Here is a 13,758-nt window from a genome sequence, read left to right on the forward strand (position 1 = left end):
AGACCACGGGGGTCATGTGCCAGCAAACTACAAAGGGCTCGACGAGCGTCGCAGGGCCGTCCTCGCCGCGGTCGCTCCGGGCACCGCGCTACGCGACGGCCTCGAACGCATCCTTCGCGGCCACACAGGCGGTCTGATCGTCCTGGGCCATGACAGCACGGTCGAGGAGATCTGCAGCGGCGGGTTCGAACTGGACGTCGAGTTCTCCGCGACGCGGCTGCGCGAGCTCGCCAAGATGGACGGCGCCATCGTGCTGAACGCGGGCGACCTCAGGATCGTGCGCGCGGCCGTGCACCTGATGCCCGACCCGTCCATCCCCACCGACGAGTCGGGCACCCGGCACCGCACCGCCCAGCGGGTGGCGGTGCAGACGTCCGTGCCCGTCATCTCCCTCAGCAAGTCCATGCGGATCATCGCCCTCTACCTGGACGGCTTCCGCTACGTGCTGGAGGAGTCGGCGGCGATCCTCTCCAGGGCCAACCAGGCCCTGGCCACCCTTGAGCGCTACAAGCTCCGCCTGGACGAGGTCTCCGGCACGCTGTCGGCTCTGGAGATCGAGGATCTGGTGACGGTCCGCGACATCGCGGTGGTCGCCCAGCGGCTGGAGATGGTCCGGCGCATCTCCGAGGAGATCGCCGGTTACGTCGTCGAGCTCGGCACCGACGGCCGTCTGCTGTCCCTGCAGTTCGACGAGCTGGTGGCCGGGACCGAGACCGACCGCGAGCTGATCGTGCGCGACTACCTGCCGATGGCGGGCCGTCGTCCCCGCAAGTTCGCCGAGGCCCTGCACGATCTCGACCAGCTGTCCTCCAGCGACCTGCTCGACCTCTCCGTCGTCGCCCAGGTTCTCGGCCACTCGGGCAACGACGCCCTGGACAGCCCGGTGAGCCCCCGGGGCTACCGCCTGCTGGCCAAGGTCCCCCGCCTCCCGGGCACGGTGGTCGACCGGCTGGTCGACCAGTTCGGCAGCCTGCAGAAACTGCTGGCCGCCAGCATCGGCGACCTTCAGGAGGTGGGCGGGGTCGGCGAGGCGAGGGCCCGTCACATCCGCGAGGGCCTCTCCCGGCTGGCCGAGTCCTCCATCCTGGAGCGCTACGTCTAGCGCTTTGAGCAAGGCCTAACGGAGGTGGAAGACGGTCCTGCGGCTCTTCAGACCCGGACCGCGGACCACGGCCACATAGGTGCCCGCCAGGGCGTCGTCACGCTCGGCCGTGCAGTCGCCGCCGGACCGGCGGCGGTCCCACTGGATCTCCCGGACGTACGGGATGCCGCGGTCGAGCTTGCGGATGTCGTCGATCTCGCCGCTGACGCAGTCGGCCGACGACCAGACCCGGTCGCTGCCGGAGGTGATGCGGACCTCCATCGCCCGAGGTCCGACGTCGGCCGTGCACGTCACCTTGCCGATGTTCACCAGCGTCAGGATGAACCGGGGCCGGCTGCCCGGCGCGTAGACGTCGCCCTGGCCCTGCATGTTCAGCACGAGGTCGGGAGACTCGCAGGCGTCGCCGGGCCGCTTGGCCCTGACTGCCGCCTTGGCCGATCCGGAAGTCGTCGTCGGGCTCGGCGAAGGGGTGACCGTCACCGTGGGCAGCACGGTCACTATCGGATCCGGTGTGGGCGACCCGCCGAGCTGGGCCTGCACCTTCGACGTGTCCTCCGGCCCACTCGACGAGCAGGCCCAGGCCACGACGGCGACCACCACGAGCACACCGACGAGCGCGGCCATCCGACGCCGCCAGTAGACGTCCACCCCTATATCGCTACGGAAAGTGTCCGGATCCATACACACAGTATGAAGATTTCTCATGAGTGATGAGGGACGACCCGCCGCTACCCCTGCCGTTTCAGCCGGCGAAGAGGAGGGAAAGGCTCCGGCTCGGCACTATCGTCGAGAGGTGCCCGAGTCGAACCTCCTGCTGGAACCCGTTCTCGACTGGTATGCCGAGAGCGCCCGCGATCTCCCCTGGCGCACCCCCGGCGCCTCCCCCTGGTCGATCCTGGTCAGCGAGATCATGCTGCAGCAGACACCGGTGGTCCGGGTGCTGCCCGTCTGGACCGAGTGGATGGAGCGCTGGCCCACGGCCGCCGCCCTCGCCGAGGAGCCCCCCGGTGAGGCCGTACGCCACTGGGGCCGGCTGGGCTACCCGCGCCGAGCCCTCAACCTGCACGCCTGCGCACGGGCGATCACCGACCACCACGGCGGCGAGGTCCCCTCCGACCACGCCACCCTGCTGACGCTCCCCGGCATCGGCGAGTACACCGCGGCCGCGGTGGCCAGTTTCGCCTTCAAGGGCCGCCACGCCGTTCTCGACACCAACGTCCGCCGGGTCCTGGCACGGGCCGTACGGGGCGAGGAGTATCCCCCGAAGGCCACCACGTCCGCCGAGCGCCGGCTCGCCGAGTCACTGCTCCCAGGCGCCGACGACGCCCCCGTATGGGCGGTCGCCGTCATGGAGCTGGGCGCTCTGGTCTGTACGGCACGCGCGCCCCGGTGCGCCGACTGCCCGATCGGCGACCTGTGCGCCTGGCGCCTGGCCGGCAAGCCGGCCTACGACGGCCCCGCCCGCAAGGGGCAGACCTACGCCGGAACCGACCGCCAGTGCCGCGGCCGCCTCCTGGCCGTCCTGCGCCAGGCTCACGGCCCCGTCCCCAAAGACGCCCTCGACGTGGTCTGGGACATCGCCCCGCAGCGGGAGCGCGCCCTCGACGGCCTGATCGCCGACGGCCTGGCCGAGGTCCTCGACGACGGCACCTACCGCCTTCCGGGGTGAGCGGTCCGCGAGGGGAAGGGGTCCGGCCCACCGCCCGGCGCGGCTCCGAGAGTGGCTCAGGCGGCCAGGCGCAGGCCGAGTGCGGTGAGGTTGGTGCGGGCCCAGTCGAGCTCCTCGGCGAGCATGTCGACCAGAGCGCCGGGGCCCCTGGTCCGCAGCGGCACGGCCAGGTCGTGGGTCTCGACCTCGATGTGGGCGGTGCCGTTCACCGCGCCGGAGAGCATGGCGGTGAGGGTGTCCTCCAGGACCGAGCGGGTGCTCGGCAGCTCGTGGCGGGTCTCGCTCACATGGTTGTGGACGTGGCCGAGCTTCACCACGGGGGCACCGGCGGCCGCGAGGCCGCGCAGGGCGGCTCCGGGCTCCTCCGAGCCGCCGGCGAGGTGGCAGGCGTCCAGGCAGACCCCGAGGTGGTCGGAGTCGATGTCGCCAACCCGCTCCAGTGCCTGCTTGGTGGTCTCCAGCACGCAGCCGGGCCACGGCTCGAAGCCGACCCTGATCGTCTTTCCGGTGACGCTGTAGAGGCCGCGCAGCTCGCGGGAGAGGCGCTCCAGGCGGCGCGAGGCGATCGCGTGCAGGTCGGCCGGCCAGTCGCGGCGCCAGCCGATGGGAATGGTGGAGATGCTTCCGAACCGGACGTCCTCCGGCAGCAGGAAGGCGAGGATCTTGGCCAGCGCCATCGTGTAGCGGTAACGCTCGGGCTTCGCCCAGTCGGGGCCGGGGGCGTCCTGGTTGCGCCCGCCGGTGCCGTTGAGGCTGACGACCTCCAGGCCGCGCTCCTCAAGGGAACGGCGCAGGCGCACCAGCTCGATCCGGTCGGCGGTGAGATGGTCGGCGACGCTCGGGGAGAGCCAGAGGCCCACGCCCATCCGCTCCACGCCGAGCCGCTTGCGCACCGGGACCGCGTATCGGGTCAGGTGCGCTATCAGGTTCTCCAGGTCCTCAGCGGGATGTACGCCCGCGTTGTAGGACAGGTGAACGAGCGTCCCGTCCTCGTGCCGCAAACGCATCCGATGCCTCCCAGGCGTGCTCCGTGTAAGCGACCTCGATTGCCCTACGCCGGTGGTTGTGGCGTCATGGGTCAACAGGCCGTCCCTGCCGGGAACTCGGCCCGGCCCGCCGAGCATCCCGCACGGGCACCGATCTCCGCGTCACTCCCGGAGTGGATTCCTCGGTACGTCGCTGGGCTGACCTCGGGGGCGCCCTCACCGCAATCAGTACGACTTGTGGATCACTTCGGTGAGATGAGCCGGATTCACTCTACAGAGTGTAGTACTACCTATGGTGGCGGCATACCTTATTGCATAACAAATGAGTAGACCCCGCCGTGAATCTCCTCACGGCGGGGTCTCTCTTTACCTGTGGAACTAGTTCTGGATCGGCTCCGCGATGGCGGCCGCCGAGTCCGGAACCTGGTCGGCAGGCGCGGCCTCACCCACGAAGACGAACTTCGCGTTGTCGCCTTCGCCCTCGATGCTGATCTTGACGATCTGACCGGGACGGAGCTCGCCGTACAGGATCTTCTCCGACAGCGAGTCCTCCAGCTCACGCTGGATGGTGCGGCGGAGCGGACGGGCGCCCATCACCGGGTCGTAGCCACGGTCGGCCAGCAACTGCTTGGCGTCCTGGGTGACCTCCAGACCCATGTCGCGGTCCTTCAGACGCTCGCCCACCTGCGCGAGCATCAGGTCCACGATCTTGATGATCTCCTTCGGCGTGAGCTGGTGGAAGACCACGATGTCGTCGACACGGTTGAGGAACTCGGGCCGGAAGTGCTGCTTGAGCTCCTCCTGGACCTTGGACTTCATCCGGTCGTAGTTCGACTCGGTGTCGTTGGACTTCGCGAACCCGACGCCCTGCCCCTTGGAGATGTCGCGGGTGCCGAGGTTGGTCGTCATGATGATGACGGTGTTCTTGAAGTCCACCACGCGGCCCTGGGCGTCGGTCAGGCGACCGTCCTCCAGGATCTGCAGCAGCGAGTTGAAGATGTCGGGGTGGGCCTTCTCGATCTCGTCGAAGAGGACCACGGAGAACGGCTTGCGCCGCACCTTCTCGGTGAGCTGGCCACCCTCCTCGTATCCGACGTAGCCGGGAGGAGAGCCGAAGAGCCGGGAGACGGTGTGCTTCTCCATGAACTCGGACATGTCCAGCATGATCAGCGCGTCCTCGTCCCCGAACAGGAACTCGGCCAGCGCCTTGGAGAGCTCGGTCTTACCGACACCGGACGGACCGGCGAAGATGAACGAGCCACCCGGACGGCGCGGGTCCTTCAGACCGGCGCGCGTACGGCGGATCGAGCGGGACAGACCCTTGATGGCGTCGTCCTGGCCGATGATCCGCTTGTGCAGCTCGTCCTCCATGCGGAGCAGTCGCTGGGACTCCTCCTCGGTGAGCTTGAAGACCGGGATGCCGGTGGCCGTGGCGAGGACCTCGGCGATGAGCTCCTCGGTGACCTCGGCGACGACGTCCATGTCGCCGGCCTTCCACTCCTTCTCGCGGCGCTCGCGCTTGAGCTGGAGCTGCTTCTCCTGGTCGCGCAGCGCGGCGGCCTTCTCGAAGTCCTGCGCGTCGATCGCGGACTCCTTGTCGCGCCGCACGTTGGCGATCTTCTCGTCGTACTCACGCAGGTCCGGCGGCGCGGTCATGCGGCGGATGCGCATGCGCGAGCCGGCCTCGTCGATGAGGTCGATCGCCTTGTCGGGCAGGAACCGGTCGCTGATGTAGCGGTCGGCGAGCTGCGCGGCGGCCACGAGGGCGCCGTCGGTGATGGAGACCCGGTGGTGCGCCTCGTAACGGTCGCGCAGGCCCTTGAGGATCTCGATCGTGTGGCTGAGGCTGGGCTCGGCCACCTGGATCGGCTGGAAGCGGCGCTCGAGCGCGGCGTCCTTCTCCAGGTGCTTGCGGTACTCGTCGAGGGTGGTCGCCCCGATGGTCTGCAGCTCACCGCGGGCCAGCATCGGCTTGAGGATGCTGGCGGCGTCGATCGCGCCCTCGGCGGCACCCGCACCGACGAGTGTGTGGAGCTCGTCGATGAACAGGATGATGTCGCCACGGGTGCGGATCTCCTTGAGGACCTTCTTCAGGCGCTCCTCGAAGTCACCGCGGTAGCGGGAGCCCGCCACCAGCGCGCCCAGGTCCAGGGTGTAGAGCTGCTTGTCCTTGAGCGTCTCCGGGACCTCGCCCTTGACGATCTTCTGGGACAGCCCTTCGACGACGGCGGTCTTGCCGACACCGGGCTCACCCACCAGGACGGGGTTGTTCTTGGTCCTCCTGGAGAGGACCTGCATGACCCGCTCGATCTCCTTCTCCCGGCCGATGACCGGGTCGAGCTTGCCCTCACGGGCGGCCTGCGTCAGGTTGCGGCCGAACTGGTCCAGCACAAGGGAGGTCGACGGCGCGGCCTCCTGCGGGCCGCCCGCGGCGGCCGGCTCCTTGCCCTGGTAGCCGTGGAGCAACTGGATGACCTGCTGCCGCACGCGGTTGAGATCCGCGCCCAGCTTCACCAGCACCTGGGCGGCGACGCCCTCGCCCTCACGGATGAGGCCGAGCAGGATGTGCTCGGTGCCGATGTAGTTGTGTCCCAGCTGCAAGGCCTCGCGGAGCGACAGCTCAAGGACCTTCTTCGCGCGCGGGGTGAAGGGAATGTGCCCCGACGGCGCAGACTGTCCCTGGCCGATGATCTCCTCGACCTGCTGACGCACACCTTCAAGACTGATGCCGAGGCTCTCCAGAGCCTTGGCGGCAACGCCTTCACCTTCGTGGATCAGACCAAGAAGGATGTGCTCCGTACCGATGTAGTTGTGGTTGAGCATCCGGGCCTCTTCTTGAGCCAGGACGACAACCCGCCGTGCGCGGTCGGTGAACCTCTCGAACATCTCGTCGCTCCTCACAGAGCGGTCAGGCAGGTCCGGGATGTCCGGGCCCTGTCATCCCGCATGGTAGCCCCGACCCGGCGACCGCTCTATGCAGAAGACGTTCCCCGAGAGCAGGGCGTTCACCCTCCATCCAACTACTTACAGGGGGTGGGATGTTCCCGATACGCCGCAAGCGAACGACGTTTATCGGCCACTCAAACGCGTCATGCGGTCATGGCCGCCACCGGACCCCACCGTGGCCGCCATAACCGCATGATTCAACGATCTAGTGAGCCGCTTCGTACTGCTCGACGATCTTGGAGGCGATTCGACCGCGCTCGCTGACATTAAGGCCGTGCGACTTCGCCCATGCCCGGATGTCGGCGCTCTTCTCCCGCGTCAGTGCCCGGGCGCCACCTGCACGGCGGCGACGAGGGGCCAGCGCGCCGGAACGGCGAGCACTCTGCACGAAAGGCGACAGGGAGTCGCGGAGCTTCTTCGCGTTTACGTCACTCAGGTCAATCTCATAGCTGGTGCCGTCAATCGCGAAGGCGACAGTCTCATTGGCCTCGCCCCCATCGAGGTCGTCGATGAGAATCTCCTGGATCTGCTTGGCCATCTACGCAATCCTTTCGCGGAGTATTGTTTCATTCGCTAGCTAAACATATACCCGCAATCGGAGAGCGGCAATTCCGGGAGCCCGGCGATTCTCGCCGGGAACCCAGACGGCGAGTGGATCAGCTGTTCTGCGACTCAGCCCGATCCCGCCGTTTTGCCGGACGGCGGCCGGCGGCTTCACTACGAAGAAGCTTGACCACTCCGTAGATGAAGGCCCCGCCGACGACCGCTGGAGGTATCAACGCGGACAATACGTCGCTCATTCGTCCTCGCTCCGTACCGGGGATGACATTCTGGGGACCATGGAATTTTTGGCGGCGGCATCCCCGGCCGCGCCGGGGGCTCGCTCGATCACTCTGGATCCACCCACACATGACCATAGCGTCACCGTCGAGCAGCGCACGTCACCGGGGCGGCCATGTCGGCCCTTCACTACCTTAATGCTTCTCTCCAGCCGTCTTACCGGTTGCACTCCGTAAAGCTGCTCGGAAAAAACCGACAGAGCGATCACGCGATGATCAACTTTGCCGGAAAACCAATGCCGCTCCGGGTCCCGGAACCCCGCGCCCCCGCCATCCGGCCGCGAAGCCCCTGCTCAAAGAGCCTGTGGACAAGGACGAACGGACTTACCCCGGAGCCGAGGACCGCTTCCCCGAGCTTCACCACGGAATGCCCGCCGTGATGAGAACACCCGGTTGGAGAGCTGCCCGCTTCATCGGGCCGGCGGCTCGCGGCGCAACACCATCGTAGGGAACAAGGCGGATCTTCATCGCTTTCTTACCAAGAGTACGTCCGCCTCCGGCATGCGGGACATAGTCGTAGCCCGTATAACCACCAAACGCGATCAGGCGTGCCAACAACCCCGGCAACACCGCGGAGCCCGGCCCCGGATCGGCGAGAACGCCTTCGCCCACCGGACGGATGGCCCGGAAGGCGGCGTAGAAGGCGGGCCGAGAAGACGGGTGCGGAAGGCGCGCGTAGAAGGAGAGAATCCGGTAGAGCGTCACGGAGACGGAACCGCCGGCGATGACGGCGGGCGGGCGCTCCCGCCATTCGGCCGCCGGTCCGGGAACTCTCGGCGGCGGCGACCGGCCGCCCATTGGCCTCTCATAGCCTCTCGCGGGCGATGGGGGCGCCGGTTGACCGGGATTGTCGGCGGCGGGGCCCGGGGAGGCTGCCATAACGTTCCTCCCGGCGGCGCGTATGGGTTTGCGCTTCCATCGCACTGCGGCCGAACACCGTTACGACGCCTGTTTTTCTCACCCGCGCATGAAATCGGGACCGGCGGTTCATCCCGCCGGCCCCGATATTCACGGAACTACTTGGTCTTGACGACGACCGTCCCGGCCACCTTGTCGTGCAGAGCCTGCTGCAGGGGCTTGTCCCACAACGGCCACAGCACGTCCACCAGCAGGAAAATGCCCACCACGAAATTCACCAGCAGGCCGAGCCAGCCCAGGAGGCCGGCGAACGCGTTGATGATGTAGGAGCCGAACAGCACGAGGGCCCGCTTGGCCGCGCTGCCCGTGTCGATGCCGCCGGCGAGCTGGCCACCCAGCCGGACGACCCTGATGCCCATGATCTGCTTGCCGAGCGTGGTGCCGTTGCGCCCCAGCATGAAGATCTCGTAGCCGATGAGGGCCAGAGCGATGATGAGCGAGCTCACCAGCGTCGAGAGGGCGGCGCTGCCGCTGACGGCGTAGGTTGCCGGATCGAACGACGGCGCGAACGGCAGCGAGACCACGAAGCCGAGGATGCCCGCGGGGATGCCGACGATCAGGAGGTCGATGATGCGGGCCACCAGACGCTGCCACCACTCCGCGAGCGGCGCGGGCACACCCGGGGGCATCGCGCCCTGCGGCGCGTACCCCTGGCCGTAGGCGGGGACCTGCTGGCCGTAGGCCTGCTGCTGGCCGTACGCCTGCTGCTGGCCGTACGCCTGCTGCTGACCGTAGGCCTGCTGCTGGCCGTAGCCCGGCTGGGAGGGCTGGCCGTAGGGGGACTGCTCCTGGGAGGGCTGCTGGCCGTAGGCCGGCTGCTGCCCGTAGGCGCCGGTCCCCTGCTGACCGTAACCCTGCTGCTGGCCGTAACCCGGCTGGGAGGCCTGCTGCCCGTAGGGCGACTGCTCCTGGGAAGGCTGCTGACCGTAAGGCGACTGCTCCTGGGAAGGCTGGCCGTAGGGGGACTGCTCCTGGGAGGGCTGCTGGCCGTAGGCCGGCTGCTGCCCGTAGGCGCCGGTCCCCTGCTGACCGTAGCCCTGCTGCTGCCCGTAACCCGGCTGGGAGGCCTGCTGGCCGTAGGGGGACTGCTCCTGGGAGGGCTGCTGGCCGTAGGCCGGCTGCTGCCCGTAGGCGCCGGTCCCCTGCTGACCGTAGCCCTGCTGCTGCCCGTAACCCGGCTGCTGGCCGTAGCCCGGCTGGGAGGCCTGCTGCCCGTAAGGCGACTGCTCTTGGGAAGGCTGGCCGTAGGGGGACTGCTCCTGGGAGGGCTGCTGGCCGTAGGCCGGCTGCTGCCCGTAGGCGCCGGTCCCCTGCTGACCGTAGCCCTGCTGCTGCCCGTAACCCGGCTGCTGGCCGTACCCCTGCTGCCCGTAACCGGGCTGGGTCTGGCCCGGACCGGTGTGCGGCTGTGAGGTCTCCGATCGATATCCCACAATTGTCATGTCAGGGTCATGTTCGCCAGGGGCTCGACCCGCATTGTGCTGTCCGTACTCTGGCTGCCCCGACGGTGTGCGATCGCGGTCGGGATCATCCTGATACGGCGGCTGTCCGGTGCTCACCGCGTCACCTCACTACTTCGACGGCGCATGTGGCATACGTGAGACTCACATGCTTGCTGCAGCACAAGGTATCGACATAGGTATCAACAGTCATCTTTCTGATCGGTAACCGTCAAGGTCACGTCAGTCGCGATCCCGGGTCAGGTGGAGCAGCATTCGGGTGTTTCCCAAGGTGTTCGGCTTGACGTGCTCCAGGTCGAGGAACTCCGCGACGCCCTCGTCATATGAGGCGAGAAGTTCGGCGTAGACCTCCGGTGCGACGGGCGTGCCCTGGATCTCACGGAAGCCGTGCCGGGCGAAGAAGCCGACCTCGAAAGTGAGGCAGAAGACCCGCCGGAGCCCGAGCCCGCCGGCGGTGCGGATGAGCTCCGAGACGATCCGGTGGCCGATGCCCAGCCCTCGGCAGGCGGGGTCGACGGCGACGGTGCGGATCTCGGCGAGGTCCTCCCAGAGCACGTGCAGCGCCCCGCAGCCCACGACGGCGCCCGCCCGCTCGGCCACCCAGAATTCCTGGATGTCCTCGTACAGGGTGACCGTGGCCTTCTCCAGAAGGCGCGGGCCGGCTCCCCCGTAGGTGTCGACGAGCCGCCGGATGGCGCGCACGTCCGGAGTGCGGGCGCGCCGTACCGTGATCTCGGCCGCGGCCTCCGCCGCGTCCGCCGGGCGGTCCCGCGGGTCCCGTTCCGCGTCCACGTCTCCGCCCCCGGCCACTGCGCGTCGTCCCGCGATCTCGGTGTCGCGAACGGCCGGGGTGGGGGAATGCTCCGCAACCTGCTCCATAACCGATCAGCGTACGTCCTCGGCACGCGCGAATTACGGCTCACCCTTAACTCACGCCCCACGGCCAACAGATGACAGATGGTAGTCACGCCATGACGCTGGGCCGCGGGCGCCGGTGACGGGCCAAAACTCGCCTTTCGCATGGTCCTGGAGCTGCGAAGACCTCCACCTCCCCTTGACCGAGAGCACATAAAACCAGCGTAATGCACATGTTGATCATGGAGATGTGTGATCTTCTTGTGACATTCCGGTTGTGAAAGCTCTACCGAGTTTGTAGTTCTGGTTGAGCATGAACCTCCAATTGCACTAATGTCCGTGCTCGATGTCAGCGACGTTAAAGCGCTGAACCGCCGAATCCCCGGACCCGGGGAACCGGGGACCCACCCTTTAGTCCCCTGGGGTGAATCCGAGGTGCCCCCGCACCCTCGGTAGGGCTACCTCCGGCCCGAACCCGTCAGCTAACCCGGTAGGCGGCCGAGAGAGGAGCCTGTTGGTGAAGCGCACGCGTGACCGTGGGGGGAAAAACACGGGCAGACATGCCCGCCGTCGAGAACACGCCCCGCGTGGACTCACCCGCCGGATGGCGCTCATCGGACTGGCCTTCGCCTCCCTGACCCTCGGCACCCCTGTCGTCGCGGCCACCGCCGACCCGAAGCCCAGCCTTCCGGAGCTGGCCAAGCAGGTCGAGAAGCTGCACACCGACATCGAAACGCTCACCGAGCAGTACAACGGCGAGCGCGTCAAGCTCAAGCAGGCGCAGCGCGCCGCCGCGAGCGCCAAGAAGACCCTCGCCGTCAGCGAGTCCGAGCTGGCGTCCCGGCGCGCCAAGGCCACCCTCCTCGCGCAGAGCTCCTACATGTCGGGAGGTCTGGGCGCCGCCATGGTCTTCAGCCAGCCGACCGATCCCGACACCTTCCTCGACCAGGCCACCACGAACTACGCCCTCCAGCAGCAGCAGAGCGAGGAGGTCGCCCAGGTCGCCCGGGCGATCGAGGCCGCCGAGCGGGCGCAGGCCAGCGCCAAGGCCCGGACCACCGAGGTCAAGGACCTCCTGTCGGAGATCGGCACCAAGCGCACCAAGATCGAAGGGCTCGTCGACAAGGTCGAGAGCGACCTGTTCAGCGAGGTGCGCAGCCGGGCCAAGTCCAACAGCCGGGGCAGCCGGGTGAAGATCAGCGTGCCGATCGTCGGCAGCGGCAAGGCCGCCGAGGCCGCCCGCTGGGCACTCTCCCAGCAGCTCAAGCCGTATGTCTGGGGCGCCGAGGGCCCCAACTCCTTCGACTGCTCCGGCCTGGTCATGTGGGCCTACCAGAAGGTCGGCATCAGCCTGCCGCACTACACCGGTGACCAGTGGACCGCGGGCACCCACATCTCCAGGGACGAGCTGCGCCCCGGTGACCTCGTCTTCTTCTACAACGACCTGCACCACGTCGGCATCTACATCGGCGCCGGCCTGATGGTCCACGCGCCCCGGACCGGCGACGTCATCCACATCGCCTCGATCGACAACCGGCCCTTCGCCGGTGGCGTGCGGGTCGCGGACTGAACCGGAGGGCGAAGGCCCGCCCGATCAGACGGGCGGACCGTCCGGTCAGACGGGCGAAGGTCCGCCCGACCAGACCGGACGGTGGACCGTCCGATCGGATCGGAGTGCGACGGACCACGCGGCCACGACAGACCGCGGACCACCCGATCCGGTCGGACCGCGGCGGAGCGCGCGACCAGGACAGACCGGGCGACGGACCCCGCGGCTAGATCAGGCGGCGGCGAGCCGCCCAGGCCACGGCTTCGATCGCCGTGGCGACGCCGATGCGGTCGCAGATTCCGCGGAGCCTGCGCCGGACGGTCCGGCCGCTGATGTCGAGGCGACGACCCACCCGGTCCACGGTGACGCCCTTGGCAAGCTCTGCCAGGAGCACGAGATCTTCGTCACTGAGACCGATCTCGCCCATGCCCAGGAGGCTGTCGCCGCGACGGGAATCCACTTCTGGATATGCCATCTAGAGTCGCTCCCCCCGCACTGGAACTCAGGCGTGAGTATGTTGGATATCAATGTCGCCCGTCAGGAACGGTAAACGCCTTGTTCAAAGGTCGTCAAGTTCCCCTCTTCATAGAGGCGGCGAGCGCTATTGACATAGCGGGCGCTACGTGAAGTACTCATGATATGTCGGTGCCTTTGCGGTTAAGTCGCGGCCAAGCCAAGGCGCGCACCCGCAACCGCCTGCTGGCCGCGGCCGCCGAAGTCATCGCAGAACAAGGTTTCGCTGGGGCCTCCGTCGACGAGATCGCCTCCAGGGCGGGCCACACGGTCGGTGCCCTCTACTCCCATTTCGCCGGGAAAGATGAGTTGTTCCTCACTCTCTTCGACGAGCACGCCGCCCACCGCCTTGACAGCGTCGAGGAAATCGCCTCCCAATGGGAGGAGGACCAGACCGTTTTCGCCGCGCTCGGTGAGTATCTGGCCGAGATCGCCGATCGCCACACGGTATGGAGCACACTGGAAATGGAGTTTCTGCGCTACGCGCTGACCCGTCCGGAATTGCTCGACCGTCTGGCGGCCCACTGGCGGGCTCCCCGTACGGCCGTCGCCCGCCTGGTGGCCCCGCACTGCGCCGCGCACGACCCGGTCGCCGTCTCGACCGCGATCATCGGGCTCCTCGAAGGGCTCGTCACGCAGCGCCGCGTCGACCGCGCCGCGGTGCCGTCCGAACTGTTCGCCGAGGCGCTGCGCTGGCTTACGGCCGGACTCGCCCACCCTCCCGGACCGGCGGCCGCCAACCCGCCGCAGCCCCCGCGGCCGGCATGCCGGGAGGCCGGCCGTAAGCACGCCGGGAGGTCCTCGTGAACACGCCGGGAGACCCGCCCTAAGCACCGGACACGCCGGGAGAGCCACCGTGAGGCACTGAAGGGCCGGGAGACCCGTCATGGGCACCGGACGCGCCGGGAGACCCGCCGTGGG

At 68.1% G+C, this 13,758-nt stretch carries 12 protein-coding genes and 1 riboswitch; of the genes, 4 read left to right on the forward strand and 8 right to left on the reverse strand.

What is annotated here, in order from left to right; translation table 11 throughout:
- The first annotated feature begins 16 nt into the window (after positions 1-16).
- Entirely contained in the window at positions 17-1,102 is a 1,086-nt protein-coding gene (gene disA, locus SROS_RS44150) for a DNA integrity scanning diadenylate cyclase DisA (RefSeq protein ID WP_012895492.1), read from the forward strand.
- A 15-nt stretch (positions 1,103-1,117) separates the two neighbouring features.
- Here disA and SROS_RS44155 read toward each other — a convergent pair whose 3' ends face one another.
- Positions 1,118-1,783 (reverse strand): hypothetical protein, encoded by a 666-nt coding sequence (locus SROS_RS44155; protein ID WP_012895493.1) that lies wholly within the window; start codon positions 1,781-1,783, stop codon positions 1,118-1,120.
- A 112-nt stretch (positions 1,784-1,895) separates the two neighbouring features.
- On the opposite strand from SROS_RS44155, the gene SROS_RS44160 reads away from it, so the two are divergent.
- Positions 1,896-2,771, forward strand: coding sequence for an HhH-GPD family protein (locus SROS_RS44160; RefSeq protein ID WP_012895494.1), 876 nt, complete (start codon positions 1,896-1,898; stop codon positions 2,769-2,771).
- Positions 2,772-2,827: 56 nt separating this feature from the next.
- Here the strand turns inward: SROS_RS44160 and SROS_RS44165 are convergent, their stop codons facing one another.
- The 6 genes from SROS_RS44165 to SROS_RS44185 all read right to left on the reverse strand — a co-directional run bounded on the left by SROS_RS44165 (position 2,828) and on the right by SROS_RS44185 (position 10,652).
- Positions 2,828-3,778 (reverse strand): TIM barrel protein, encoded by a 951-nt coding sequence (locus SROS_RS44165; RefSeq protein ID WP_012895495.1) that lies wholly within the window; start codon positions 3,776-3,778, stop codon positions 2,828-2,830.
- A 357-nt stretch (positions 3,779-4,135) separates the two neighbouring features.
- Positions 4,136-6,643 carry an ATP-dependent Clp protease ATP-binding subunit gene (locus SROS_RS44170; RefSeq protein ID WP_012895496.1) on the reverse strand — a complete coding sequence of 836 codons (2,508 nt, stop codon included), beginning with the start codon at positions 6,641-6,643 and terminating at the stop codon, positions 4,136-4,138.
- 265 nt (positions 6,644-6,908) lie between these two features.
- Positions 6,909-7,241, reverse strand: coding sequence for a histone-like nucleoid-structuring protein Lsr2 (locus tag SROS_RS44175; protein ID WP_012895497.1), 333 nt, complete (start codon positions 7,239-7,241; stop codon positions 6,909-6,911).
- Positions 7,242-7,899: 658 nt separating this feature from the next.
- On the reverse strand, positions 7,900-8,247 hold the full coding sequence (locus SROS_RS50555) for a hypothetical protein (RefSeq protein WP_148269415.1): 348 nt from the start codon (positions 8,245-8,247) through the stop codon (positions 7,900-7,902).
- Between the two features lie 311 nt (positions 8,248-8,558).
- The gene (locus SROS_RS46765) at positions 8,559-9,902 is read right to left on the reverse strand and encodes an RDD family protein (RefSeq protein ID WP_012895498.1); all 1,344 of its coding nucleotides are present in this window, start codon (positions 9,900-9,902) and stop codon (positions 8,559-8,561) included.
- Between the two features lie 240 nt (positions 9,903-10,142).
- Entirely contained in the window at positions 10,143-10,652 is a 510-nt protein-coding gene (locus tag SROS_RS44185; protein WP_043658269.1) for an amino-acid N-acetyltransferase, read from the reverse strand.
- A gap of 485 nt (positions 10,653-11,137) precedes the next feature.
- A riboswitch (cyclic di-AMP (ydaO/yuaA leader) is annotated at positions 11,138-11,287 on the forward strand.
- A 92-nt stretch (positions 11,288-11,379) separates the two neighbouring features.
- On the opposite strand from SROS_RS44185, the gene SROS_RS54155 reads away from it, so the two are divergent.
- On the forward strand, positions 11,380-12,345 hold the full coding sequence (locus SROS_RS54155) for a C40 family peptidase (RefSeq protein ID WP_012895500.1): 966 nt from the start codon (positions 11,380-11,382) through the stop codon (positions 12,343-12,345).
- Positions 12,346-12,550: 205 nt separating this feature from the next.
- On the opposite strand, the gene SROS_RS44195 is transcribed toward SROS_RS54155, so the two are convergent.
- Positions 12,551-12,751 carry a LuxR C-terminal-related transcriptional regulator gene (locus SROS_RS44195; RefSeq protein WP_031157992.1) on the reverse strand — a complete coding sequence of 67 codons (201 nt, stop codon included), beginning with the start codon at positions 12,749-12,751 and terminating at the stop codon, positions 12,551-12,553.
- A 218-nt stretch (positions 12,752-12,969) separates the two neighbouring features.
- On the opposite strand from SROS_RS44195, the gene SROS_RS46770 reads away from it, so the two are divergent.
- On the forward strand, positions 12,970-13,644 hold the full coding sequence (locus SROS_RS46770) for a TetR/AcrR family transcriptional regulator (protein WP_169369513.1): 675 nt from the start codon (positions 12,970-12,972) through the stop codon (positions 13,642-13,644).
- Positions 13,645-13,758 lie beyond the last annotated feature (114 nt).

It is taken from the genome of Streptosporangium roseum DSM 43021 (genome assembly GCF_000024865.1).
Lineage (GTDB): Bacteria > Actinomycetota > Actinomycetes > Streptosporangiales > Streptosporangiaceae > Streptosporangium > Streptosporangium roseum.

What these genes read in the sequence shown, in the direction of transcription:
- SROS_RS44155 (WP_012895493.1), bottom strand. Translation starts at nt 1,783, where the DNA reads ATGGATCCGGACACTTTCCGTAGCGATATAGGGGTGGACGTCTACTGG.
- SROS_RS44165 (WP_012895495.1), bottom strand. Translation starts at nt 3,778, where the DNA reads ATGCGTTTGCGGCACGAGGACGGGACGCTCGTTCACCTGTCCTACAAC.
- SROS_RS44170 (WP_012895496.1), bottom strand. Translation starts at nt 6,643, where the DNA reads ATGTTCGAGAGGTTCACCGACCGCGCACGGCGGGTTGTCGTCCTGGCT.
- SROS_RS44175 (WP_012895497.1), bottom strand. Translation starts at nt 7,241, where the DNA reads ATGGCCAAGCAGATCCAGGAGATTCTCATCGACGACCTCGATGGGGGC.
- SROS_RS46765 (WP_012895498.1), bottom strand. Translation starts at nt 9,902, where the DNA reads ATGACAATTGTGGGATATCGATCGGAGACCTCACAGCCGCACACCGGT.
- SROS_RS54155 (WP_012895500.1), top strand. Translation starts at nt 11,380, where the DNA reads ATGGCGCTCATCGGACTGGCCTTCGCCTCCCTGACCCTCGGCACCCCT.
- SROS_RS44195 (WP_031157992.1), bottom strand. Translation starts at nt 12,751, where the DNA reads ATGGGCGAGATCGGTCTCAGTGACGAAGATCTCGTGCTCCTGGCAGAG.